This window comes from Halohasta litorea, from assembly GCF_024494645.1.
GTDB classification, from domain to species: Archaea; Halobacteriota; Halobacteria; order Halobacteriales; family Haloferacaceae; genus Halohasta; species Halohasta litorea.
Genome location: NZ_JANHDJ010000002.1, coordinates 646,195 through 672,024, shown reverse-complemented (window position 1 = coordinate 672,024; position 25,830 = coordinate 646,195). Strand labels below are relative to the sequence as shown.

At 47.7% G+C, this 25,830-nt stretch carries 17 protein-coding genes; 5 read left to right on the top strand and 12 right to left on the bottom strand.

Going from position 1 to position 25,830, the window contains the following annotated elements:
* Positions 1-22: 22 nt before the first annotated feature.
* Positions 23-3,706 (bottom strand): BREX-1 system adenine-specific DNA-methyltransferase PglX, encoded by a 3,684-nt coding sequence (pglX, locus tag NO877_RS08175; protein WP_256395829.1) that lies wholly within the window; start codon positions 3,704-3,706, stop codon positions 23-25.
* 208 nt (positions 3,707-3,914) lie between these two features.
* On the opposite strand from pglX, the gene NO877_RS08170 reads away from it, so the two are divergent.
* Positions 3,915-4,556, top strand: coding sequence for a hypothetical protein (locus NO877_RS08170; protein WP_256395828.1), 642 nt, complete (start codon positions 3,915-3,917; stop codon positions 4,554-4,556).
* A gap of 64 nt (positions 4,557-4,620) precedes the next feature.
* Here the strand turns inward: NO877_RS08170 and brxC are convergent, their stop codons facing one another.
* Genes brxC through NO877_RS08150 form a run of 4 tightly spaced genes read right to left on the bottom strand, consistent with a single transcriptional unit; the run spans position 4,621 to position 10,298 of the window.
* Entirely contained in the window at positions 4,621-8,265 is a 3,645-nt protein-coding gene (brxC, locus tag NO877_RS08165) for a BREX system P-loop protein BrxC (protein ID WP_256395827.1), read from the bottom strand.
* Positions 8,258-8,827 carry a BREX protein BrxB domain-containing protein gene (locus tag NO877_RS08160; protein WP_256395826.1) on the bottom strand — a complete coding sequence of 190 codons (570 nt, stop codon included), beginning with the start codon at positions 8,825-8,827 and terminating at the stop codon, positions 8,258-8,260. The genes brxC and NO877_RS08160 overlap by 8 nt, the downstream gene beginning before the upstream one ends.
* Positions 8,817-9,629 (bottom strand): BrxA family protein, encoded by an 813-nt coding sequence (locus NO877_RS08155; protein WP_256395825.1) that lies wholly within the window; start codon positions 9,627-9,629, stop codon positions 8,817-8,819. The genes NO877_RS08160 and NO877_RS08155 overlap by 11 nt, the downstream gene beginning before the upstream one ends.
* A 9-nt stretch (positions 9,630-9,638) precedes the next feature.
* Positions 9,639-10,298, bottom strand: coding sequence for a BrxE family protein (locus NO877_RS08150; RefSeq protein WP_256395824.1), 660 nt, complete (start codon positions 10,296-10,298; stop codon positions 9,639-9,641).
* Between the two features lie 119 nt (positions 10,299-10,417).
* Between NO877_RS08150 and NO877_RS08145 the strand changes: the two genes are divergently transcribed.
* Positions 10,418-11,734, top strand: coding sequence for a metallophosphoesterase family protein (locus tag NO877_RS08145; RefSeq protein ID WP_256395823.1), 1,317 nt, complete (start codon positions 10,418-10,420; stop codon positions 11,732-11,734).
* A gap of 93 nt (positions 11,735-11,827) precedes the next feature.
* Here NO877_RS08145 and NO877_RS08140 read toward each other — a convergent pair whose 3' ends face one another.
* From NO877_RS08140 to NO877_RS08125, 4 genes are all read right to left on the bottom strand, one after another.
* Positions 11,828-12,868 (bottom strand): hypothetical protein, encoded by a 1,041-nt coding sequence (locus NO877_RS08140; RefSeq protein WP_256395822.1) that lies wholly within the window; start codon positions 12,866-12,868, stop codon positions 11,828-11,830.
* Positions 12,869-12,928: 60 nt separating this feature from the next.
* Positions 12,929-13,918 carry a hypothetical protein gene (locus tag NO877_RS08135; RefSeq protein ID WP_256395821.1) on the bottom strand — a complete coding sequence of 330 codons (990 nt, stop codon included), beginning with the start codon at positions 13,916-13,918 and terminating at the stop codon, positions 12,929-12,931.
* A gap of 75 nt (positions 13,919-13,993) precedes the next feature.
* Positions 13,994-15,241 carry a DsbA family protein gene (locus NO877_RS08130; RefSeq protein WP_256395820.1) on the bottom strand — a complete coding sequence of 416 codons (1,248 nt, stop codon included), beginning with the start codon at positions 15,239-15,241 and terminating at the stop codon, positions 13,994-13,996.
* A gap of 3 nt (positions 15,242-15,244) precedes the next feature.
* Entirely contained in the window at positions 15,245-16,129 is an 885-nt protein-coding gene (locus NO877_RS08125) for a hypothetical protein (protein WP_256395819.1), read from the bottom strand.
* A gap of 624 nt (positions 16,130-16,753) precedes the next feature.
* Here NO877_RS08125 and NO877_RS08120 point away from each other — a divergent pair.
* A complete protein-coding gene (locus NO877_RS08120; RefSeq protein ID WP_256395818.1) occupies positions 16,754-17,413 on the top strand; it encodes a hypothetical protein in 660 nt (219 codons plus the stop codon).
* 13 nt (positions 17,414-17,426) lie between these two features.
* Here the strand turns inward: NO877_RS08120 and NO877_RS08115 are convergent, their stop codons facing one another.
* The 3 genes from NO877_RS08115 to NO877_RS08105 are packed head-to-tail and all read right to left on the bottom strand — an operon-like array spanning position 17,427 to position 20,295.
* Positions 17,427-18,182: a hypothetical protein gene (locus tag NO877_RS08115; protein ID WP_256395817.1), complete on the bottom strand. Its 756-nt coding sequence runs from the start codon at positions 18,180-18,182 to the stop codon at positions 17,427-17,429.
* Positions 18,179-19,096, bottom strand: coding sequence for a hypothetical protein (locus NO877_RS08110; protein WP_256395816.1), 918 nt, complete (start codon positions 19,094-19,096; stop codon positions 18,179-18,181). Before NO877_RS08110 ends, NO877_RS08115 begins: the two co-directional genes overlap by 4 nt.
* 2 nt (positions 19,097-19,098) lie before the next feature.
* Positions 19,099-20,295: a hypothetical protein gene (locus NO877_RS08105; protein WP_256395815.1), complete on the bottom strand. Its 1,197-nt coding sequence runs from the start codon at positions 20,293-20,295 to the stop codon at positions 19,099-19,101.
* A 416-nt stretch (positions 20,296-20,711) separates the two neighbouring features.
* Here NO877_RS08105 and NO877_RS08100 point away from each other — a divergent pair, with 416 nt between their 5' ends.
* Both NO877_RS08100 and NO877_RS08095 read left to right on the top strand, forming a co-directional pair.
* Complete coding sequence (locus NO877_RS08100) at positions 20,712-24,278, top strand: AAA family ATPase (protein ID WP_256395814.1); 3,567 nt, start codon at positions 20,712-20,714, stop codon at positions 24,276-24,278.
* Entirely contained in the window at positions 24,271-25,620 is a 1,350-nt protein-coding gene (locus NO877_RS08095) for a hypothetical protein (protein ID WP_256395813.1), read from the top strand. Before NO877_RS08100 ends, NO877_RS08095 begins: the two co-directional genes overlap by 8 nt.
* Positions 25,621-25,830 lie beyond the last annotated feature (210 nt).

Here is a 25,830-nt window from a genome sequence, read left to right as displayed (position 1 = left end):
GCTAGCTACGACACGGACAACATTACCGGGAATAACCTGATTTCAATTTCGGCAGGCCAGTTTCGAGGACTTCGTACTTGTCCCACTCTTTGATGTTTTCCCAGATGCCCTTCTCGATATCAACTGTGACACCGTCGTCAATCATTTCGTCAATAGTATTTCGGAACTCTCTGATATCGTCGAGGTCGTTCTGAACTTGTTCTTTCCTGTTCAAAAGGTCCTTGTCTGGGTTGTCACCACTGGTTTGAGCGTTCAAGGTTTCGAGTTCATTTCCGAGTTCGCTAATACGTGGATCCAGATACTGTCCTCTTAGTTTTGGGAGCGTATTATTATCTATATCGTGGTAGTAGACGAAACAGCTGAAGGCCCCGTCTGGACTTTCAAGTTGCCAATAAATCGGACTCCGTTCTCCGCGGGGTTTATATTCATCAACATGGTGATACCGAAAGAATCGCTCACGAATCCACTCAATTGGATGGTGATTCAACACATCCTCCAACTCATTCTCAGCCGCTGATGGGTCGTCGAATAGCGCCTTGATGGATTCATCAACCAGCCATTCAATTCTCTTGTCTCCTAAATCGAAAGTGAGGAATTCGTCATCTACCGTTGGAACATCGCAACCCGTACTCCACCGGCCCAATACAGAACCAATAATCAATGAGACAATACGACCCGCTGCTTCGGTGAACTCCTCATCTGAGTACAGGTTGTGCTCATAACGTAATTGGGCGACCGTTAGCGGTGACAATTCAGTCTCCAGTGCAGCCTCCCTTAACGAGGGTTGGTCCATCAATTTCAAAGTCTCAACTGCCTTGGTGAGCTGCTCGTCAGTGGTGGACTCAAGCGTCACGTGTTCGGATAGTGTATCGTGGTACTCAACGTGACAACCCTTTACAACTGGGAAATCAGTCGTGTTCTTTGGTAAGTTCGCGTACATCTGCTCCCGGGTTCCTTTTGAGATATTGTATTCCTCAAAGAGAATTGTGTCCGATGCTCCATGTGCAATGAGGATGCAGGCTCTCATCCGATCCTCAGCTATAAGAAAATTTGTCAGACCTCCAGAAAGCACAGCCGCAACTTGCTTACCATCGTAGTCAGCACTTGTTTCTCTCATCTCTGAAATAAGAAGTCTATTTTCGATTCCAACTTCAATAAGAGATTCTAGTTCTTCGGCACGGTCGTACTCCGGTTTTATTGGGAGGCGCTTTCCGTCTCCAACCTCAAAGCTAAGACCCGGATTCAGCCCGTTGGCGATGAACCGGTGTAGCGTTGAATTGAGATTCGCCAGGAGAATCTTATCAGATAAAACATCAGAAAATACAGAATGTGATTTGTGTGAGAATATAGCATCATCCGCCTGTATTCTAGCAGTAAAATGGTTTCCGAATGCTCGAAATGACACACCTTGTTTAAAATAGAACTCTTCATTGCGGAAATTTCCATCCGCGTCGCGTAAGTCCTGTCCGTTTGTACCCCAGTCGACGAAGTCCTCTGGATAGTCGTAGTACGGGGAATCGGTTCCACTTTTTTGAAATCGTCGGTAACGACGTCCTATTTGAGAACTTGGTAACTCCCACACCTTTCTAACAAATCGGTCATCATCTGACGTAGATAGTCCTGATTTGATTTCTGCATTTTCATCCAAGCTAGGGTAATCTGAGAATAGACTTAATGTTTCTTCTCCAAACCAATAGAGGAACGGCCGACGTCCGATGTCATGTATTCGTTCTTGAGAGAATACGTATACTCTATTGTCATAACCTGTTTTGCGGAGGTTATCAATAACAGATTGTGAAGCCGCAAGTTTATCATCTGATTCGACAATCCTAGTGAAACGGGATTTCATAGGCTCTCCGTCCAGTGGCGTAGCAACTGACGCAATATTCATATATGCCTCGTCACGGTCACTGAGATGAAGGGCTTCAACGAAATTTGACTCTTCTAATAGTTTTTTTCGTAACCCACGAGAATAGTAGAGAAACATAAAGTTTGCAGGTGTGATAGTTGCTGAATATCCCTCACTGTCCGTGAACGAAAGACATCGCTCTATAAAAGCGGCATACACGTCCGTTTTGCCCTTGTAGTTAGAACGCACAAACTCTTTTAGATCCTCTCCCATCTTTTTACTCTGAAGATAGGGTGGATTACTCACTACAACATCATACTCGTCAACAAGTAGATCTAGCAGTTCAACTGTCTTTTCTACCTCATTAGCAAACATCTCCTCAATAGGATCATTCTGTTCTAATCCATCGCGGGCAAGTGTACGAACATTGTCCATTAGACGCTTTTTCAGCCCTGCCCACGAATCCTCTCGCCCTTCGTTTACGAAGGTAGCCTGCGTTGTTATTTCTCCTTCAGGTGTAAATTGGGCTTGGCCCTGTGCAGCAAAATCCTCGTGGTGTTTTTCTAATAACTCGTCAATCTGGTCTTCAATTTGAATTAAACTTCCAAGTTCGCGGATATTATCAAAACTTCCCCATATTTGTTCTAATATTTCGCGTTCTAATTCCGTCTCAGCACGGCTGATAATAGCCTGTTTTCTGTCGCCGTTCACGAGTACTGCATCTGCCGATACAACATTTAATTTTGGAATCGCTACATCTGGTGATTTTTGCTTTGCTTTGAGGTACAGTGATAGAGCAGCGATTTGAGCTGCACCTGAATCGATATCGACACCGTAGAGATTATTGCGGAGAATTTCTCGCGGGATATATTTTTTTGGTATCTCACCTTCTTCCGAGTACATCTGATACAACACGTCAAAGGCGTAGGTCAGCATATGGCCGCTACCACACGCCGGATCAAGTACTGATATTTCCTCTACCGGTTTAGGCTCACGCTCTTGCAGCGATTCTTCCAAAGGAGAGAGAAAGAAACAATTGTTCTCCGAGTCGATATTTGTCTTTTTACCACACATCTCCAGCCACGTCCGTCCTAAGGAATTATCGACTATCCACTCAACGATGTGCCGCGGAGTAAATAGCTGGGTTTTTGTAGCTATGTCTGTGCCAGCAACCTTGTAATTCTCTTTTTTGATGCGCTCATCAATGTCTATTCGCTCATCCTCACCGAAATACTGGTACACCCACCCCAGTGCCTCGTCACTCTCCCAAGCATCGTCAGCAATCGCATCTAATTCGTCGAGTACCTCTTCTCTGACCTGCACATCGAGGTCGATAGCAGTGTGTTCGGACTCCTCGAATATCATCCGAATCTCCGCCCCGATCTCTTGATACGCGAGGTCGAGTGCGGCACCGAAGCCGTCGTCGGGAGCATTTGTAAGCTCACCGGTGATTTCGGCGACAGTATGGTGCATGTACGACCGATTGCCGTACTCCGGCCGCTCTGTGATAGTTTCCTCAACGAGGCCACGAACCTCGATTGCTTTCAGTGCGACAAATCGGTTGAGATAAGTCTTTGTCGCCTCGCGGACGTAGTTAGTGATCGACCGCTCCAGATCGCCTTCAGTCGATTCGAGTTCTCGTTCGATAGCCGCATCCAGTGTACGGCGAGTATGAATTCCCTCGGCAGAGAGGTGGCTTAATTTATCGAGTGGAAGCTTCTTCGCCTCATAGATACCGTACTTTTCGAGTTGACGTCGAAGCTCGTCTTCAAGCGTGTGTCGCGTACTGAGAATCGCACTTCGAATAGTCGAGCGTTGATCCGACGAGAGGCCGGGTTGACCGTGTGTAGTGGACATGGATTGTAGGGGATGTGTACCGCCACGAAACGGACGGGACGGCAGGATGCCGTAGCGTGATTTCCGCCCGCGATGTTATACAAACGACAAACATTCGCGGTCTTTTATAATTGCGGGTAACCCTTTGGCTGATCAAAGATACAAAATCCGTCTTTTTTCTTATAGAGGCGCAAAATATTTGTATGGGTGTGTCTATAGTAAGAGTACAGTGACGACCTATACAGACCTTGAATTGTGGGCGATAATATCGGCAGTGTACTACGACAAGAATGAGTTTATAACAGTTGAAGCTGGCCGTACAAAACATGGATTACGGCGGCAAATCGGCGGTCTACAAGCTGAAGTCCTACATACAGAATCGATTGACCCGGTAGAAAAAGTAGGACATCCAGCAGAGGTTTTTGTTACACCTCGTGATGTTTTCGACCTCACAGTGTACGGCGACTTGGGTACGGTCCGAAGACGTCTAGACGACCTAGTTGCTGAAGGATTACTAGATTTTCATGGCGACGTAGTCAGCCACTCCGAAGGAGACCGACGTCTCTATCTGCCAGCAGAATTGGACCGTAAGCAGCTAGTTGAGAGCCTGCACGAGCTAGATGGTCGGCCAGTCCCCTCGGTGCTTCAAGAAGAACGCTTGACCCACGTCGTCCCGTCTGACTTCACACATAAGGACGGAGGTGTATTCACATACGACAAAGACTCCAATATCGAGGTCGATGTCAGCAAACCAGATGACCAGAGGTCGATCCGGAAGTATGTAGAACAGCAGCTACACGAAGAAGGCCTTACGGCAGATATCGGGAATTTCTACTACAAACTACGCGACCACGCTGGTTTAATTGAATAGGAACCCCGGGCCTCTCCCAGGGTGTAATACCCAAGATTGGGTCGAATTGAATCTGTGCTACCAGTTACCTAAACCGAATTTCGACGTCGCCTTCTTGATCGAGGAGTTCCTCAACCTCGGCTCGTAAGTCAGAAATCGGTTTTTCGACATCAGTTGAGTCCGTAACGACAATGTTCCCGAAGATGGCGTCGATGTCGACGCTCTCGCGGACCGTTCCACCGCCCCAACCTCCGCCCAAGTTGTCGATATCGGTTTTCGCGCTGTTTTCGTATGCGTCGACGGTCTGGATGTGTTCGATCAGACGGGTGAGCGAGGGATCTGGATTGATGTGGTCTGTGTTCGAGATATCCAGATCGACCGTTCCGTCACCCTGTCGGGCTGTCAAGTCAGATAACGCTGAGTTGAGATCGTCTTCATCGATTTCGGATCCTGCGTATGATTTAACCGAATCGATAGCGTCGCTGTATGTCTCGTAACGTTTCGCATACAGGGATTCATACGTCGCGGCAAAGGCTTCTGCTGCGTTCCGATAATCCGTCTTGACGTTGTTCCACTGGCTAATTACCCCCTCGGTATCCAGGGTGTTTGCGACGCGCTCAGCGGCGTCGCGGGCTTCATCGCTGATGTCAACGAGTCCTGGATGACTGTCTGCCTCATCAGTGAGCGACTCCCACTCAGCCGTTATGAATTGCTGTATCGTCTCGTATTCTTTGAGACGATTTTGTCCGCCTGTCTCGCCACAGAATTGGGAGACATCTTTCGCGGTCTTCGTGAGGCCTTCCAGCTCTGTTTCGAACTTGACGAACTGTTTAATTCGTTTGGCCGATGTGGGTTGTTGAATCAGGTTTTGGAGTCGGGTTTGGAACTGTTCAATGTCGTCTGCGAGCGGGAACCCAACACGACGGAGCTGTGAAAGCAGTGTGCTGGTAGTAGAGACCCAGTCGTTGGCTTCCTCTCGAATGCCTTCGTCGACAGCCTGATCCGTCGATTTGACCTTCCGGTCGAACAGACGATCCAGGAGTTGCTTGGCGTTTGTCCGTGTTTCAATGTCGACGGTTTCGCGCTCGTCGAACGAGGTAGACTTGAACTTCGTAACTTGGGTGAACAGTTCCTGTGCGCCGTCTTCTGTGTACGTCCCGTAGGTTCGTTCTTTGTATGTTGGGATGATCGATCCATTCCGGAAGAGTACGGCTGCAGCGAGACGGACAACCTCTCGGCCCCACCCATACGGTGGTTCACCAAAGTGGTCAATCAGGTCACTTCCGCCGCGGGATTCACCTGCTTTCTCGCGGCGTTGGATTTCATCTTCGACTTCCGAAGCGATACGGGCCTCAGCGATGAGTTCGCCGTCTTGAACAACGCCCAAGTCTGAGAAGACTGATGGATTCGACGACCCAGCGAGATCGCCGAATATCTGCTCAATGTGACGTTCTCTGACCGTCGCAGAGCCATGTTTGAAGCTGGTGAATACCTTTGGGATGGCGTTATCGGTCTTTCGTGCGACGAGCGACGAAAGAGAGGTGTTTGTCGTGTCGAACTCTTCGGTGTCGCCGTTGTAGATGAGAACCCCACGCTGGAAGCTCCGTTTGAATTCACGTTCGACTTCGTTACGGAGCCGCTGGAGGTCTTCCTGTTTCTGACCGAGGGCCTCTTGCTCTTCTTGACTAAGTTGGTTGCCGCGTTTTTCTTTGACAACGGTGTTGATCTGGAAGATCGATTTTAGCTTTTGATAGATATTGTGCTGTTTCTCGTTGTCGGCGATCCAATACAGCGTATCATCCTCGCTGAAGCTCTGCGTCTTCAGGCCATCTGGGTCAAGATCTTCGTAGCGCTGGTAAATCGGAGAGTACGTTTTTAGGTTGACGTGGCCCTTTGACGTGATTTCCTCCCCGTCGATGCTCAAGTTCACTTTGAAGGTCTTTCCCTCGTAGTTGATTCGAGATGTTTCGTCAAGGATATCATTCAGGAACCGCTTTGAGGAGCGGCGAATGTCACCTGGACCGACCTCGATGCCCTTGATCTCGTTTTCGAGTTCACGTTCGGTCTCACGGAGGAACCGGTATCCTTCTTCGCTTCGACCCACATACCCGGCATTGACAAGAGCATCAAGTGTGTCTTCAACACTGCTTTCCAACTGCTGGGTAGGTCCGAGTTCGGTCTGGAGTGACGTCGCAATGTTGTCGGCTGTATTTGGGATCCAGGCGAGTTGTTGAAGCAGGTAGAGTGATTTGAGAACCCGACGTGCAGTTTCGTGATCTACGTCTTTCGGTCGTGCCTCTCGAATCGATTGCACGTCGCTGTTAGGAATGTCGTTACTGATCTCGTCGAAGATCATGTCCAGCGTCACAAGTGCCCCGAGTTCGTCGTTATAGAGGTGGTCCTCGTCTTTGAGGACGCTTTGTGTGACGTCGATGAGTGTACGCTCGCTGCCAGCGAGTTGGTCATCAGTACCTTTCCCGAGTGCCTTGAACATCTCTGGAAGGATGTCAAGCTGGTAGGGAAGGAACGGGTAGCAATCAATGAAGTTCTCCCGAGTGATCGGTTTCAGGCTCTGGCTAGAGTCGAGTTTGTATCTAGCAGAAAGGATACCTTCGTGTTCATCATAGAGGTCTCCGATAGCACCTCTGAATTCACCCTTCTTGCTAAGCACACGGTCACGAACTACCTTATCGAGATTCTCGGAAGTGAGGTCAAACCGATGTGGAAAACGATCTATGACCTTTGATTCTTCGGCTTCTTTTTCGAGTACGCCGGGAATGAGTTGCTGGAGCTGCTCTTGGGAAGTAACTCCCAGGAAGACCTTCCCTTTACCCTTCTGCCCGAATTCCTCAACGATACTCTGGAGTTCTAAGAGGAGCTGCCCGTCATCACCAATGAACTGAGAGATTTCATCGATGAAGACGAAGTATCGGTGGTTGTCACCGGTCTCCGTCTCTTGTTGTTCGACATAGTTGACCATATCCTCAGCAAGGGTCGACGCGTTGATCAGGACATTATCCTGGACGTCGTCGATTGCCCGGGTCGCCTCGTCTTCGTTGTCGAAATCATCGGTTGCCTCGACTAATGCGGTCTCCATATCCGACCGAACAAAGAATGCATCTTTCCGAGCTTCTGTCCAATCTTTCCCCGTATTCGATTCGATGGTTTCGACAAACTCATCGTACACACCACGTGATTCGAGTTGCTGCTCCATCTGAGCGACCCAAGGCATCGAGGCATAGCCACGGGATATGTTGAACTCTCGGTGAATGATCTCGGTGATTGACTCACTCCCGGTGGCGTCAGCTTTCGCTCCGATCTGGAACATCATCACCTCCGACTCGAATTTTGTCGTGACCGACGAGACTGCCCCGTCGAGCATTTCGTTCCCTTCGATACGGTCTCGGAACATTTCGGCCGCACGGGTATCCCCGAATTTTCGGTTCTCCAAGACATGACCAAGGATCTTCATGAAGTGGCTTTTCCCTGAGCCAAAGAATCCGGAGACCCACATTCCGACGTCTTCTGTCTGTGTGTGTTCCGTGTCGATGACGGCTTCTAGCGCGTCTGAGAAGTGCCGTTCAAGCTGTGGGGTGAGGATGTACTCCTCAAGTTCTTTCTTGACGACGCCTGGTTCATCGTTGTCGACTTTGACGACTCGATCAATCTTCCGATTAATTGGCCGGTAGAAGATCTCGTGAATCTGGTGGGGGGATGTAGTATTACTCATGTCCAATCACTCTTGCTCGATAATATGTTCCCTCAGATTCATCGAGGAATCTTAAACTCCGGTCATCTACTTTCGCTGGATAAGAAAATACAATAGGTGTGTCGTCCGGTGTATTCGTCTCTAATTGTCCCATTAATGTTGAAGCGCTAGCGAATGGATATAGAATACCCATACGGTAGACGATGACCGTGTCAGCGTCTTCCGCCTGAGCAGCGATTTCGGATGCCAGTTTCCCCATCTTCCCATCGTCTAGCAACGATGATTTCAGCCCGTCCAGTAGCTGTTCTCGATCTCGTCGTTCAAGTTCGATTACGTTCTCTAATATGCCACGGTCTTCGAGAATATTGAAGACCAATTCACGCATATCGATTGCTGCGACAGTTTGGTCGTGGTACTCCAGTTTGTCAATTAGGTTTCGAACCTCTTCGTCGACTTCGATTTCGTCGGCGGGATTGTAGGTAAATACAATGAATGGGACACCTGCCCGCCTTCCGACCTCGTCCCGTTCATCTCGGACAAGCCGTTCGACTTCTTCGAGCCGTTCCTGAAAATCAGAAGGCATCGATTAGATCCTCCATGCTATCATACTTTTTCACCAGTCGTTGTGTAGAACCGCGTTTCTCATAGCTAATATACAAGGGGGAGATATCACGAATCCGTCGCTGTACCTCTGACTCATTCATTAGGAACAATTTCCAGTCTTCGTGCTCAAGGATCTCCGTTGCAGATTTCGCACCTTTTTCGAAGAGTCGGTACACTACGTACGCGAAAGCCTCATCCGGAACGTGTGTAACTGCGAATTCCTTCCGTTGAGTTCCCTCTAGAAGTCCGAAGTTCCGAAGTGCAGTGAGGTATTTTGTGGCGGCTTCGTTGATTGTTGAATCCGAGCGGTCCTGAAGATCGGCGTAGTTGTTTTGGATCGATTCAATGAATTCGACGATGTCGACTGCCTGTACGGAGAGCGTTCCACGCTCAAATTCGGGGTAGAGGAAATCGGTCGTAATGCGCCGGATGAATGGATCTTGTGCGAACTCGTAGTAGAGACACCAGTCGATAACGTCACTACGGATATCCGAGGTTACTGCGTGCATTAGCGGGGTTTCGATGTACTCCTCTTTGTCAGGAATGTGTCTGCGCGTAACTTCTCGAAGAATGTTTTTCCGATACTCCTCAGTATTCTTATTCAGGATATTCCCCTCAATGACTTGGTGTTCCAAATCTTCGTAAGAACCGCATTCAACATACGTTTGGAGAATCCGTTTTGTCTCGTCGATGTACGTGCTGTGGTGGGCTATTTTCGGATCGAGGCTCTCTTCAGATTGTACTCCTTCCCCGTCTTCCGGCTCGATGTGTTCATTGCTCATATGAACACATCACGCGCTCTCCGATTTAAGCTCTGACTCAAGGGTATAGTACGGAACCTGAAGCTGATCGGTACATTGGCCGTATCCCTGGAGGAGGGTTGTGAGAATTCTCCACTTGTCGGGTTCAACCTCTGATTGAGTATAACCACTCTCGTTGATTAAATAAGAGTCGCCAGGGGCCGGGTTCTGCTGAGATTCTGGAGTATCCGTCCCTGAGATGTTTGATGCAGTTTCGGTAATAATAGCGTCAGTCCATCCCTCTTCCAGCGAATCGATTGATAAATTTTCCAGTGGCTCCAACGTCAGATCGTCGTTGCTTTCAAGCTCATCAATAGCAGCGGTGATACGAGATTCTATCTGCGGACCAAAGTAAAACAGCGAAATTGAGTCATCAGGAAGGCGATCTGATTCTGCTTTGCGCCCGACTTTCAACGCGAGAGTAATTCGGGACTTTAGCTGTGTTTTTGGGGTTACTTCAGACAGACGGGTACGGCCAGTCTTAGACAGGACTCGGGACTCCCACCAATCCAGATTAGTCGATTCGCCGACTCGTTCTAGTAATAGACGGGAGGCGATAAGATCTAAGAAGAAGAAGTCGTCTTCTATTCCTGCTTTTTCAAGCGTTTCTCTGACCGAGGTAAACGCGCTAGTGGCATCAACAGAGGTCATACGTACACCCACAATTGGGGAGGGTTTAGAACCAGCGTCTCTGATCACTCAAGTTTCCGTAGGAGTTAGAAACAATCGCCGAGTTGATATCGCCTCACAGAAATGGAGTAGCGTATACAATGGCCGCTGGGAATGAATTGACAGAGTTCTATGATTGTCTTTCTGTTCTCTATGGGTCGCTGCCTTCTGGAACGGATTCAGAGTGGAAGCAAGCACTGAAGTCCGTCTTGTATGGCGGAGAGTTGTTGGCTGATGAGGCGTCGTGTTACGGAAAGCAGCAGAATAAGCGGAATCATGGGAAGCGGAAGGACCACGCGCGGCAATATGGGAATGGAGATCGAGTGACAGAGTTTTCGGCGATTACAGTGGCGGAGCCGCGGCCGGAGGACAAACGGTATGTGCCGTCTGGAGCGGTGTTGCCGGTTGCGCCTAACTCTGAAGAGGTTCTCCCGGTGAAAGTGACGGGGGAAGAAATTGATCGTGCGATATCGCTGTTAGCGGAATTTCCGGCAGAACCAACAGCGGATCGTCCGGGCAATGGAGTTAATATGTTGCTTGATCCGGATCGAGTTCACCATGCTCAAAAAAGTCTAGGCAGAGGTGCTGACAGTGATGAGACGGCGATCCTGTTTGTGAGTGATACCCATTTCGGTTATGAGAACCGGATTACTACAGGAAGCGGGAAGACTGTACAATGGATTTATAATTTGTCGAGCGTGGATACAGCAAAACGGGTCGTTGAGATTGCTATTGATCGAGATGTGGATGCGGTAATTCACACTGGCGATATTTTGGATCATGAAGTGGATGCAGACACACTGTCGGCTGCAGCGTTCCGCCTCGAATTACTATCCGAACGTAGAATTCCGGTGTACTGTATTATCGGATCGCATGATCACACATCGTATGAACCGATGCATTCGAAGTCAGTAAACGGTATTGCGTGGCTCAAAGAGCAGATTCAGAACGGACGTCTCACAGAATTATCGACAAGCCCCACATCTGTTGCTGACGGCCCGGTTGATGCGTATGGTATCTCTGCTGGGAACGTCGGGATCGACGATGTCGGGAAGTTCCACTCGCGTAAATGGACTCCGTCAGATATAGAGTTTGAAGCGGCATCGACGGGCCCCAACGTGCTGTGTCTGCATGACGGAGTGACGCCATACCGGGGGTCTGACGCTGATGTTAATATAGATCGATTGCTTGCAGAATCACGGGTGTCGTTTGATTGTGTATTAGTGGGTGATGAGCATCGGCCGAAAAACAATGATTTCGACTCAGGGTATGTATTTGAGACCGCTGATGGCACGCCAGTCCTCTATACAGGGCCTGCCGCGCGGATCAGTTCTGCGTACCGTGACCACAGCGCATTCGTGACAGAGATCACAATATCTGTAGATACGATAGAGACCAAACAGCATGAGATTTGGTGAGATGGGTGAGATTTTTGAGGAACTCAATGATGAATCGTCGTTGCCTATCTGTTCAATTCACTAACGAGCTAGGGAGAACATCTCAGTAGAGATTCAAAACACTTCCTGCAGTGGACCTGCTCGTTCAACGGTTTCGTACGTATCTCGTACATCCTCGAAACTCAAAAATTGGAGCGAGCTGTGCTTGACTGGACTCAGTACCGCTTCGAAGGTTGGTCGAGTCATTTCTTTTCGAACGCGGTCAGCATCCGACTCAGGGGCTACGATATACATGTCGACGGCGAAGTTAGGAACCCTAGTCACGAAATCAGTCATCCGTAGAATGCCGCTGTAAATGCTTGTCGTGCTTTCGACTTCGAACATTGCAACGATTGCGTCCCCGGTAAGCCAGATAACGTCGACGTACTGGATGATTTTGGTGACGGCGTCGCTGAACCCCGGTAAAACGAGTTCATCGAGACAACTCTCGCCTAACGACTCACCTTCGTATGTTCGATTCTTGTCATTGATTGCGACGTGAACATCGTAACCGTGCTGCAGGCCCAGTTGGACGAGGAACCATTGAATCTCTGTGTGGATACGACCGTCATCTGCTCCGTTACCAGTTTCTTCGTCACCGGTGTCTGGGTCTGATGGTCCAGTCGTCGACTCGCCTGACCGAAGGTCCTGAAAGGCTTCTTCGATGGAGCTGTACTCGGTCAACAACGAGTTAACTGCCTTCTGTGATACGTGAACGAATCCTTGCGGATTCCAGCCATCAGCGTATCCTAACAGATCACCAATCTCATCCGGTGTAATGGAAATTGGCTTGTAATCAGAAACGGTGTAGATGAGTGAGCTGTTTTCACTATCCCAGATTGCTTCGCCTAAAGAAGCATCTTCAATTGTTGTCCCGACCCGACCTGACGCGAAAAATGCACCCTCTGAGTAGAATAAGATCGGATCGCCAGGCTCCATTTTCATAAAGTAGTCGCGTTTTTGTAGCCCTTCTGTGGTCCCCCAGATGCGAACCTCTTGCTCATCTTCAAGGCCCGGTGGTAGCTCAATATCTGCGAGCGAGAATGGAGATGCAACGGTTCGTTCAAACTCTTCTATCCAATCAGAACCTACGGGAGTGAGATATAGGCGAGACATAATATCAAAAGCCAGTGGTAATTGCTTGAATGTTGTGCAGAACACTAATCACGGCTATCATTACCCAAATGATACTATCACGGGTTCTATTTCGTATATCAAGGCAACAGATAATACAATCATTACTGGTAATATATCCTCTCTAAGTCCACTCACCTCTTCAAAAGAGGCATTTCCATACCGTGACAATAAAAATTGTAGCAGGGATTGCAGGAATAAACTTGAACCGCCCAATAGAACCACAGCTAGTACTGTATACAATATACTTAATTCTCCGAATAGATGTAAGAGTGGAACAGTCACTAACGCACCGAAACCTAAGATTCCCAGTGTGGCTCCGAGCAGAACACTGACCGTAAACTGCTTGGAGCCTCGTACCGGTGCTCTAAAGCCCTGGTATCGTATCTTCCGTACGGCTGGATGCTCTTCATTGAATACTTGCGGTGATATAGCTAACATTGTCCGTGCCAATTCAAGTAATCCATGAGTGAAATAATTGAGATCATCTCTCACTGCAAGATTATGGAACTTCACTGCTGCCCAAAAAAATAGGTCTCCGAAAGTAAATTCATATACGAACATCAGTGTGAGAACTCCTAGTGTCAATACTCCTGCTGACACCAGCAAAACATTCCCTAACAGAGCCGCGAATACAGATTCCGTTATATAGATAGCAAGGTAGATGACTGACAGAATCATCAAGTACTGCATCCAACCCGTAGTTTTCTGCATCTTTTGATCGGTGTCAATGAATGAATTATCTAAGATCATTTTTCTGACTACAGTTGTAGCTAACAGCAGAATTGCTGCAATAGCACTCCCCAATTCAAGGACTGACACTGAGATTGACACCGATAAAACAGCCGTGGCGAGCAATGCCGCTAACGCAACTTCGAATGCTACTGTCTGATCTGGGTCCTTACCAAACACCTCAGGTATGTTGACTGGTTCATAGATTACGATCTGCTCGTGTAGCTTGAAGAGTTGAGAAAGCCTATCGTGATCTTCCTCAGGAGTTGAGTGAGTTTGTTGTTGTAAATTACGAACCATAATATCTCATTGTCACCTGTGAAAATAGTAGCACAATATCTATCTGAGACCTTGACCAAGTTGCCTATGAGTTGTTTAGAGGTCCCAGAACCGTTCGCCACCAATCTCAAACGACGACACACCGGCGAGGTTTTGGAGTGACTCGACCGCTTTCTCACGGTGGACACCATAGATCTCCATTACTTCAGGGGTGGCCACAGGACCATGCTCACTAACGAAGCCTTCCAAGTCCTGGGGTTCCTGCTCATCTATGCCTTGGAACGTGAACTGCTCGTTAAAGTCCGTATACCGGATACGCCCAGTCCACGAAACTGGCAGATCATGAATCTGGAGATGGGTCTTTGGAAGATCAATATCCTCGGACGAGTCCAACGTAATCGCGTCCAAGTCAGCTATGAACTGCTGCCGATTCAAGCTGAGATCTGTGGCTAAATCAATCAGGATCTCTTTATTGGCAATGTCATGGCCAGCAGCAATAGCTCGACGCCACAACGCGCGGATAAACTCTATGCCACGCTGTTGCCTATTGGCGGCTTCGAACGCTTTGGTGAGCAGCGCAGTTGACTCCGGTGGAGTACCGTCCCAAAACGACGGGTCAACCGGCATCTCCAGTTCCTGACTCACATTTTTCCAGTGTTGTTTTTCTTCTGCCGGATCGAACTCACGAACAGGGGCCGGTTTGTAAATGAGCTCAACGTCATCGTCATAACATTCCTCAACACGTTTCATGACTGGTTGAACAGCCCACGACATTGCACTAAGCGGGTCGACTCTCTGAACCACGACCAGGGTCTCATCTTCGTCTTCCTCATCGTCCTCGTCTTCGTCGTCTTCGTCGGTTTCCTGGTTTTCCTCGTCGTTGTCGGCGTCCTCGTTATGATCCGTGTCCTTTTCTTCGTGGTCTTCCAGCTCAGTTTCCGTCTCAGGGTCGCCGATGTCGTCTTCTCGCTTTGGATCTTCTATCTCCGGTGACTCAGGCTGTTTCGTCTCCTCAGTCTCTGAGTCTTGATTCTCCGATTCACTGGTGTCCTCATCATTGTCGCACTCTGGTGGCTCAGCACCTGCACCGGCACCGGCTCCCGCAGCACCAGCAGCACCTGCAGCACCTGAAGCTGCACTAGCACCAGCTGCGCTTACCGCAGCACCGGCAACGCCTGCAGCAGCTTCATCCGCTGATGAATCCTGTTCAGAGTCCCCCCCATCGTCACCGGTGTAATCATCAATACCGGCTTGTGAATGGTCTTCTGTCGATTCCTGATCCTCCGAGTCAGTACTCACTGTCTGATTGTTGCCGCCGCTGTATGATCCCATAAATATGAACATCGGTTAGGTATCCTCCGTTTCGTCGGAGAAGTCAGTCAGTGGCCGTTGCTCTTGGTCGTCAGTAAACGCTAGTTTGGCTCTCCGGTTTTCTTGGAACTCTGACCACAGATTCTGCGAAAACCCGTCTTCGGTACGACAGGCCCTCTTCCACTGTCGCAGTCCTGTAGCACCACATACACGTGGAGCGAACCCGAAGAGATCGTCTTCCGCGAGCCTGCCGATCAGGAACACGTCGTCTGGATCAAGAGCCGAAATCACGTTTCGGACATGACTCTGTAACACGTTGATTGCATTTCCAGCATCGCCGCCGGTGTACTGGACCGCGTAGAATGCAAACTCCGTGTAATCAAACTCATCCCAGAGGTCGCGGTACTCTACGAAGTGGTCGTACTTCCAGCCCTTATTGGTCGGAAGCAACCGGATATCGAAGTCCTGCTCGATAATTTCTTGTTGCAGAGACCTGACGTGGCTGGTATATGCTTCGATAGCATACTCTTGAATCTCATCGTCCATCCAGTTGTAGCTGTAGACCACATCGGGAACATAAATCGCTGGCTGGACGATTTTCAGCAGGTCAACTATATCCTGGAAGGTACGCTCATTGAGCACTCCATCATGCTCAGTACCGAGAACTACCGGAATGTGCCATGGTTCAAGCACTTGTGATAAGTCACCGTCTCGCTCGATGACTTCATCAGCGTCAGAAAAGTTGATTATTACGTACTCAACACCCCGATTACCATCAAGCCACTCTTCATACGCCTCATGTGGCAGCTCTACTCGGGGATGGATGCCTCTGATATGCTGATAAATTCGGCGGGCGTTGACTGCTTCGTGTAGTGTTTGCTGCGCTGTACTGAGTTCTGGGGGTTTTGCGTGTGAACTCAAAGTATGCTCCATGTCTCCGGCTGTGTTCAATTGGGAGACATATCAACCAATACTTTCAACTGTTAAATAATTATCGCCGTAAACAGCGTCTAGGGCCGCCTAAAGGCTAGAAACCCCATTTCAAGCATATTCAGTGTGATTACACATCTGGTTCGATGACTCTGTGTAATTGTTGGTGTGTTTCCGATTACTATGATCTCTTAGCCTGTTGGATGTTGCACATGTGTTTTCGTGGGTTGTGTATCCACGTATCGAGTGGATGTGACGGTGCGTGTCGTCAACCTAGTCGAACTCTGACTATTTATCTGAAGTATCGGCAGCGTCTTCCCATGCATCTACTCCGGTGGCCAGATCATCGAGATCACGTTCAACCCGGTCAATATGTCTGGTGAGTTCCTCAGCAGATAGTGTCTGTAGTCGACGGAAGGCTGGGTCTATCTCGGGTGTAATAACTCCTTCACCAGGTGTACCGTGGTGCCGTTCTCAGTGGACAATTTCTTCTCGGCTGGACGAGTTCCGCGGTCAAGTTATTGTATTCGCTCACTGGTGGGATTGATCCAGCACAGGTACCTTCTTACAATTCATAAACTGTTTTATATCTACTAAATAAAATAATCAAAATGAATGAGCGTAGCGGTAGATAGTACAGCAGTGTCGTTTATTTCTACACTCTTTGCTACATTAATTGGCGTCTATATCGCCTTTGGGCTGGATAGAAGAGCTAAGAAAGAAGATGGTACAAAAACAAATCTGAATAGTCTATTGGCATTACGTAATGAATTAGAATTAAACCAAGATATAGCCATAGGAAATTACAAAACGTTATCAGAACAAGGAGATTCTGATGTGGATGTAGATCATTATTCTGTAGATCTATATACAGTTGATTCATGGAATGCTGCTGTTCAAAGTAACGTACTGTCGAAGATTGATCCCGATCTGCATAAATCGATTCATAGGCATTATTCGCAAATAATGTCTACTAATGAACAAATTAGGCGGCTTAGAATGGAACCACTTCACCAACGGTTAGAAGAGGACTCTGACGATGGACCAATTGCTCTTGATGTTTGGACCATTCGAGTCTCTTACTGGGATGAACAAGAAGAAAGAGTCATGGAATGTGGATTAGGTGACTTGATTAGAAATAGGTCTAATCGAATTAAAATAAAATCTACTTCGCTAGAAGATCGGTTAGATGATGAGATTGATGAATTAGAGAGTTCAATAACTAATAAAGCAAATTCTAACTCTACTAACAGATACAAAGATTATAGATCGTAGTAGAATTGATTATTCACCTGTTCACTATTCTTCGCGCTAGCATAAGTGAGGATGAATGATCTCCCCTTTCAGTGATTAATTTTAGCGCACCATCAGTAGATAGGTATAGATCAATATTGTCTGATGTCGTTGTATTTAGGTATGAGAGAACTGGATTTGTTTCATATTCAAATGTAGAGTCTCCAATATCTGGTGGAGACTCAAGCTGTTGCATCACATCACCAGAACCGTTCACTGTATCCGACACTCGAATCCAAAGTTTGTTTTCTTTGATTTCACATCCGAATTCTGGAGATATAACGGACATCATACTCAGTGCTTCAATAGTATGTTCTCTGTTGAGAGATGCAATCTGCTCCATAGAATCATTTTCAATACGTTCCTGAAATTCTGACCCATGATATAATGGCAACTCAATCTCCAGAGGTTGTGTGAACCATTGATCTCCAACCTGTATGCGAAAATTATCATCCACAAGTTTGAGCTTTAAACGCTCTTGCTTAGATTTCTTTACTACGTCCCTAAGAATCTGTGAGCTAAAGACGGACCTGCGTGGTTCATCCACGCTAATTTTAATTTCACCACCGTCTCTTATTGTATGTAGTATTTGAATATTATTGAACTTCTTGACATATATGTGGATAACATCGGATTCCTCTGCGACAAAATTTAAATCAAGTGTAGAGTCACTATCTCCAGTGATCACGGTAGCTAACCCATCTAAGATATTATCTAATGTCTTCCGTGGAAGTTCAAATTGGACAGTCATTCTTCACCAGGCCGCAATTTATCCTTTATTTTACTCAGGATCCTTTTTCGATCTCGAGGCTCAGATGTAAACCGTTTCTTTTTCCATTGATATCTATCTGAACCTGTTTGCTCTAACAACTGATGATCGTTCAGAAGTCGATAGACATATTCTTTCCAGTATTCTATCCTCTCATTCTGAGGAATATGTCTAAGCATCGGTGGACGAGTACGTATCATGATCTCATCAACTTCATCGAATGTAAATTCCCTTTTTGTCTCGCGTGAGCAATAGGTCAAGAGTCTCTGTATAAATTCAAATTCGATGAGACTTGAATCTGTATTTCTACTAAAGTATAATAGATCATCGCCATCTGGGAATACATTAACCCCTGAATTTAACATTCGATTTAGCTCTATACTTGCATGTTCTCCGGAAACCTTCTTGATTAATGGAGTATCTTGCTCTTTAATCGACCATAAAATAATCCCTAACTCTTGGACTACTGATTTAAATTTGTCTCTATGATTATTATATGTTTTATCCGTAACCAGGGCAACCGTCTCTTGGTGATTAACAGATAGCGACTTATTTCGAAGACTAAGAAACTTATTTATCATTTCTTCTGATATTTCCTCATATTTCTCAAGTTGGGATAATTCAGATTCTATTAACTCTTTTTCATTCTCAGGGGGCGTAGCGTCTATATCTATAATTGAAATGTGCTGCACATCACCATCTGTATTATATGCTATAAAGTCTGGTTGAGATACTCCTGCATCAAGATCATAGGTTGGATCTGGGTGACCATTATATCCAATGTCTAGTAGTTGATCTTCCCAGAAGATCTCATCAAAGTACAGAGAATACAATCTACTAAGACACTGTGTGTGGGAGTCATTCCAAGAAAGATCATAATACGAAGATAACGACATTATTAGATCCCCACATCAGACATATTATCTACGATTTTTGCGACTGTTCGAGAGTCAAACTTTTGACTTACTTTCTTGTAGATATACTCCAAGCTTTCTGGAGTTCCCGATATTGGCTTTATATAAATACAGGGAGAATCACCTTCACCAGTAAATAAGATCTCATACTTTCCGCAATCGTAGGCAGTGTATGTTTCAGACAGGAATTCTAACCCATCTCTACCCTTAATTACTCCATGTAGATCAACGTCAGATTGCCCTACAGTAAGCAGATTAGATAAAGTAATACTGGATTCCTTATCGAATTTTTTCTCAGGGAATTCCACTTTTAGAATTTTATTCTTCCCATAACTATTAACGTCAATAATCCCGGATTCATATTGTTCATATTCTGTCTCATTAAATATTTCCTCAAATTGAACTGGGGGATTTGTTTGATCATCCATTATTCCCACCATTTCGAATGTAGCATCAGGATTACCCTGTCTATGTACAATCTGACCTTCTTGACGGACTGTTACTCCAGATGAAGATGGTTCTGCTTTCGTTCCCCCATCCTGTCGAATATTTGCCTTTGGGGATAAGAATGTAAATTGTGTTTTAGATATATCTGATTTTTCAAGTAGATCATTATCTACTCTTTGTTTTAATGTATCATCTACCATCCATTTCGGAGTTTTCAAATTGAATTCTATTTCTTTCTCTACAAATTTCTTAATATTATCTTGATAATACTCTAAAAACTCATCAGGTACGTCTGAGGAATTTTGGTAGAGCCAATAAGGATCCCAACGACGTTTGATATTGACACTATCATCATTAGGACTAAATTCATTATACAATGAATCTATAACAGTATTATCGAAATAAATCTCTAACAACCATCCCACTTTGCTCGATAATTTATCAATCCCATTTCGAGACTTCTGAGGTAACGAGCTTGAATAGATAATAAGCCATTTAGACTTCTCTAGTCTCCAAATTAAAACCGGAGATTGGTCGATGCGAATCTCATATCCACTCTGGTCAATTGACGAGAGTTTCTCGATATCTACTTCAGATACTTTGCTTATAATCTCTTGTATATTGTCCTTATTGAACTCCTTTGAAGAATTGTATCTTTTGAAGTATATATTTCTATTATCGTCTATATCTTGCTCAAAGTAGGCCCGGACGTTATCTCGTATTGCTTCTTTCATAATTACTCATCTACGATATATAATCGAATCCACTATTTGAATCATTCATTGTTACTGTGACTTATCAGTTGTCACTATATTTTGTGGTTTTGGATGGTACTCTTCCCGCCGCTCTGGGTGGTCCCAGAGATTATATCGATGTATCTTTTGAGATCGGCATCAGGGTACTCGCAAGCAAGAAATGATTCGAGTTCCCGAACATAGTGATCTGGGCCCTACCTGTTCGTTGGGACACGGATATAGATGACAACTTTGCTTACGCTTTTCGTTTTGAGGGAGTTAGTATACTAGGTCAACTGAACAGTTTTCGGAGAATCATTTAACGAGAGAGATCTTGAGCGGTGTAGTAACTGTGTTCAGTGTTAATCTACATGATGCGTAACAAGTATACAATGTCACAATCTAATCTATTTTAAATGGTAGAAGATTCGGATCGTTCTGATGCTTTCCTCAATGAACTCCTGGATCAGTATTTGCCTGCTAAGTGGGACGATAGTCCTTCCCGGGAAAAACAGATTATGGCTGTAACTCAGGTGTTTCTTGAAGATACAGATCCAAATGAATCTACTAAGGAACGTCGTCATACTGCGCAAAAACGGATTGCAGAGGATTCGGGGGTTGTAATTAGTACGATTCAGGCTAAGTGTGGGCGAGAAACGTGGGAGGATTCCGTAGAAGACAGTAGTTCGGTTCATGCTGAGTACTTTGATCCTGCACTTGAAAAAGTCGAAGCAGCGTGGAGAGATGATCAACAAGGGCAGTTAGAACGAACTGGTAAGGATTCATCGGAGAACAATTTATCGACACCAGATGACTCGTTTGGGGGTGGGTCAGACGGTCGACGAATGACTGTGGATCGATTTTTTGGTGGGGTTGAGAGTCGACTGTCTAATCTCCGCTCGTTGTTACAGTATGTTGCTGATGCGACGCCGAATGAATCCGAACTCGAAGAGTGGTTTCACGCTGAACTAAATGAAGAAGGCGACAGTACGATACAGAAGTATTTGTCTTTCCAGCGTTCTATCGGGATGCTTGAGCGGACTGATAGAGAGTACCGACTGTCGTCTCGTGCTGAAGAGTATCTTGAAACTGAGAATCGAGATGTTGTTTTTGATGCGCTTGTCGAGAACGTAGATGGATTTGAAACGATACTGTATTCTCTCGAAAGTGGGCCGAAATCAAAAGATGAGATCCAGGAGGCGATGCAGACACAGTATCCTGACCATCGGTTGCCGTGGGGGGTTGTGGTGCGTCACGTGGAGTGGCTGGAGTCGCTTGGTGCCGTTACGAAACAAGATGGAGTATATTCAGTGACGGAGTACGGTGAGAGTCTGCTGGGAGACGAACAGGGAACACGTGTTTGGATCGAGAAGACATCGGTTGAAGGTCATCAGTATAAGCAAGAGGGTGAGTTGAGGCTTGGGAACGCGATTTACTCTCCGTCGCAAGATAGTGGGGGGTATGATCGGTATGCGACGATGCGGGAAGCGTCGGTTGGTGATTTCGTGATTCATCTCTTACAGGATGTTGAGCAAGTTGTCGGTGTTTCGCAAATCAGTTCTGAACTTGAAACGGATTTTGAGGGGCTCCCGGAATTCGACTGGTCAGAAGAACAAGAAGGGTACCGGCGGTTGTTGACGAACTACCGGGAGTTCGATACCCCAATCGATGTTCGTGGTGAGCTGCTTGACGAGGAGACGTTCGAGAAGTCTCTACAAGAGATTCGAGCAGAGTACAGTAAGATATTTTATAATCAGAATCGGGGCTTTGTCCAAGGTGGGTACTTTACGCAGTGTCCGCCAGAACTGCTTGACCTGTTCGTCACCGTTTCCGATGAGTTGGCTGCTGCGTTGGAGGAATTAGATTTTCCGCTTGAGTCACTGCCTTCACATCGATTTGGACCCGCTGATGAGTACGAGACGGTAGCAGCTGCTGAGTCGGATATCTTGAAGCGGGTGAAAACCGCTCCTGGTGAGTCGAATTGGCTTGCTGACCAGCTTGGTGAGACGATTGTTCGAGATTGGACCGACGCTTTGCGGGGGTTGGAGCCGGGTTCGGTTGTTTCGGTCGAGCGGTCGACGAAGCTCACACAGATCCGAGGACTCTATGCTGATGTCAAAGAGCAGCTTGAAGCTCAAGCTGTAACGCTTCAGTCCGGGTCGCTCAATCATCTCTCACCAAGTGAGACGTTGTTTGTCGTGTTCCTCCGAGAACTGCAAGAACACGCTGGTGAGCAGTCGAATGCGAATCAAGTCAAAATCAAGCTCGTGCTGAGAGAAGAGTACGAAATTGAAACACCAGACAATACAGGTGGATCCTCTGGGGCGGGGTTAGAGAATCCAGGACACCCGCTTGTAGATCATCTCTCGACGAGTGATGTGGAGGTATACAAGTTCACTGCGCCACCGGACTACTGGCTCACGACCTTCGAGTACGCGGCGCTTTCGTTCGAACGAGACGAGCGAGAAGCCTGGAATAAGCTAAATCAGGGCGATATAATTCTGTTTCATTCGCGGTCGAACCCGAGTTGGGAAGATCTCGAAGCACAGGAAAGCGGGTTGATCGGTGGGGGAATTGTTCGGACGACTACCTCAAAAAGCGATACTGAGTCGTGGTGGTACGATGAGCATGAAGGCGGGCCGAAGGGTAATTCCTTCCCGCTACTGGTTGTCTTCGAGCGTCTCTTCACGACGGGCCAGTTGAACGAGGTTGATCTGACGACACAAGTAGTGGAGAAAACCGCGGCACAGGTCTCTGCAGAGTTGCAATCTGTAACCCGGAATTTGGTCCCATTTGACCGTGCGGATGAGATTTGCCGTGAGGTGAGTGGGAAAGGGTTCCCTCGCCATCGAGTTATCGAGTCACTCGGGACCGGCACCGAGCAATCTAGAGGCGTGGCGCTCACTGATGTCCTTGCGGGTCGAGTGACTGAAGTGCCACCGGTGGCGTTGCACAAACCGTTCACGGGGTCGCTTCCAGACTCGATCCTGGATGGGTTGTACTTCCCGGACGGCGAGGGCAAAGAGATCCTCGAACAGATCCAGGTCGCACTCCAAACCGGCAAACACCTCATTCTGACAGGCCCACCAGGGACCGGGAAGACAGAGATCGCCCGCCGCGTCTGTGAGTATCTCGAATCGGAGTACCCTTACCTGTTCTCTGGGTCTCAAATGACGACAGCGACCGCCGATTGGTCGACGTTTGATACCGTCGGCGGCTATATGCCGGACGGGGACAGCAGCACCGACAACGCTCTCGAATTCTCGCCTGGGTTGATCCTAAACCGACTGAAACAGCGACAGGACGCGACCCAACTCAACGAGCCGCTGGTGATTGACGAACTCAACCGTGCTGATATCGACAAAGCATTCGGGCAACTGTTCACGGTGCTGTCGGGACAACCAGTCCAACTCCCGTATACGCGCGACGACGTCGAAATTTCGCTCGCGCCAGCAGAACAATCACTGAACGCCCCAGCCCCCCACCAGTATGTGATCCCGGCGTCCTGGCGGTTGTTTGCAACGCTGAACACCTACGACAAGACGTCACTGTATGAGATGAGTTATGCGTTCATGCGACGGTTCGCGTTCATCCGAGTGCCTGCGCCGACGCTACCCACCGATTCTGCTGCTCTCCAAGGAATGATGCGAGAGTATGCGGGTCGATGGAACATTAACATCGAGGACGCAGAATTGCTGTCCGTCGGCAAGGTATGGCGGGCGACCAATTCAGCGGTCGAGGATCGTTCAGTTGGCCCAGCGGTCGTCAGAGATATTTTGGCAGCTATGGAGGCTCACAGGACAGCCTCAGCATCGATACGACTCACACAAGCGGTGATCAGCTTCATTTGCCCACAACTGGAGGGGGTCCGGAAGCGAGAAGATATTCTCCGCGAGATCGCTCGTGTTCAGCCCATTGATGAGACACTGCTCGACGATGCCGCGCGTGACATGCTGCAGGTAACCATCTCGGAAAATGAATAGACAAGAACTCCTTGATCACGTCACTGACGATATCCTAGCGTACGTGATGCATGGGGCATTCCCGGAAGAGGAGCTGGCTCGTTCGCTGAAGCCTCAACAGCTCGATAATCGGTTTGAAGAGTATGAGTTACTCTTAGACCTACATTTTGTCTTGTTACCGGAGGTCGTGAGTTTCGTTGAGCAACTCCCCAAGCGTCTCCGAAACATACGAACAGACACACGGTCGGTCTCGCAGGTTAGACGTGGGACTGTCGACGGCAAAATCAACTGGGGGTCGACGATCAAACAACGGTACAGCGAGAATCCGGGTGACACGTCGCTGTTTGTGTGTGAGAACCGGACGAGCAATTATGACACCAGTGAGAATCTCGTGCTCAAACGCCTGCTTGCAGTTATTTACAACACCCTCCACGAGGCTGATGAGTACCTCAAGAACAACTACGAGTGGGTCGAATCAACATGGAACGAACAGCTCATTGATGACCTCACACGGATCGTCGACCGGAACGTCCACGTCCGGCGGATCCGGGATCCGAAAGCCTACGAACCGACCGACAGGATGCTGACGGCTGCGGCCGAATCACGGCAGGCCCTGTATCGTGATGCGGCGTCGATACTCCAGATTCGTCGACGGCTTCACAACGGGGATCCCGAAGAGTTACGGCGGTTACTGGATACGACAGCGATCACGCCGGATGATGAGGATACGCTCTTCGAGTTGTTTGTCTTGTTCCGATTTGTGGCGACGCTCGAAGACCTCTCAGAGGAGCGTGCCACGTTCAGCACTATTCGATCCGGTCGACAAGAGGTTGCACGGATAGAGGGCGACACAGAGGTCGTGCTGTATCACGATAGCTCAGCGGCAGATCGTGACTTGTCATTCTTGGCGTACCCGGACGAGGAATCGGATGATTTGTCTCGAACGGAGAAGGTACAGACGACTGCTCGGAGTGTGGCGAATCAATATTTCACTGACCAGAAGTTCACGAATCACACTGGGCGTCCGGATCTTATTGTCCTGGAGGTGAACTCCGCAGAGAGCGATGGGCGGGAGTATTTCATTACGGAAGTGAAGAACAGTTCACGGACGGATACGATTCGTCAAGGGATCAAGGAGACCTTGGAGTACTTGGCGTTCCTTCGTGTTGATGACGAATTTGTGTTTGATAGTGGCTCAGATGGGTCGTACTTTGGGGATGGAGCGAATGGGTTGCTCGTCGTCCAGGATTTGCAAGACGAGACGGTGGATTTGGATGGGCAATCTGGGAGCGAAATCAAGATCCTGCAAGCATCTGAACTGGAGGATAAGCTGCAGCAATTGTTGGTTCAAATTGTATCGTGACCCAGTATCTTAAGCTGAATTCTGGGTTGTACTGATGGCCTGCCGAATAAAGGGATATCCGGGTGTCGACGAAGCCTGCCACGAGGTACATATCTGTTATTCACCCGTCTCGCCACCGTTCTGAGAGAGCAGATCACTGAGACGACGGAGCGTAAAATCGCAAGAAATCTCTCCACCAACAATATTGTACCCAAGAGCAAACATATCCTA

Coding starts and splice junctions, on each gene's coding strand:
- pglX (WP_256395829.1), bottom strand. CDS start 3,706: ATGTCCACTACACACGGTCAACCCGGCCTCTCGTCGGATCAACGCTCG.
- brxC (WP_256395827.1), bottom strand. CDS start 8,265: ATGAGTAATACTACATCCCCCCACCAGATTCACGAGATCTTCTACCGG.
- NO877_RS08160 (WP_256395826.1), bottom strand. CDS start 8,827: ATGCCTTCTGATTTTCAGGAACGGCTCGAAGAAGTCGAACGGCTTGTC.
- NO877_RS08155 (WP_256395825.1), bottom strand. CDS start 9,629: ATGAGCAATGAACACATCGAGCCGGAAGACGGGGAAGGAGTACAATCT.
- NO877_RS08150 (WP_256395824.1), bottom strand. CDS start 10,298: ATGACCTCTGTTGATGCCACTAGCGCGTTTACCTCGGTCAGAGAAACG.
- NO877_RS08145 (WP_256395823.1), top strand. CDS start 10,418: ATGGCCGCTGGGAATGAATTGACAGAGTTCTATGATTGTCTTTCTGTT.
- NO877_RS08140 (WP_256395822.1), bottom strand. CDS start 12,868: ATGTCTCGCCTATATCTCACTCCCGTAGGTTCTGATTGGATAGAAGAG.
- NO877_RS08135 (WP_256395821.1), bottom strand. CDS start 13,918: ATGGTTCGTAATTTACAACAACAAACTCACTCAACTCCTGAGGAAGAT.
- NO877_RS08130 (WP_256395820.1), bottom strand. CDS start 15,241: ATGTTCATATTTATGGGATCATACAGCGGCGGCAACAATCAGACAGTG.
- NO877_RS08120 (WP_256395818.1), top strand. CDS start 16,754: ATGAGCGTAGCGGTAGATAGTACAGCAGTGTCGTTTATTTCTACACTC.
- NO877_RS08115 (WP_256395817.1), bottom strand. CDS start 18,182: ATGACTGTCCAATTTGAACTTCCACGGAAGACATTAGATAATATCTTA.
- NO877_RS08110 (WP_256395816.1), bottom strand. CDS start 19,096: ATGTCGTTATCTTCGTATTATGATCTTTCTTGGAATGACTCCCACACA.
- NO877_RS08105 (WP_256395815.1), bottom strand. CDS start 20,295: ATGAAAGAAGCAATACGAGATAACGTCCGGGCCTACTTTGAGCAAGAT.
- NO877_RS08100 (WP_256395814.1), top strand. CDS start 20,712: ATGGTAGAAGATTCGGATCGTTCTGATGCTTTCCTCAATGAACTCCTG.
- NO877_RS08095 (WP_256395813.1), top strand. CDS start 24,271: ATGAATAGACAAGAACTCCTTGATCACGTCACTGACGATATCCTAGCG.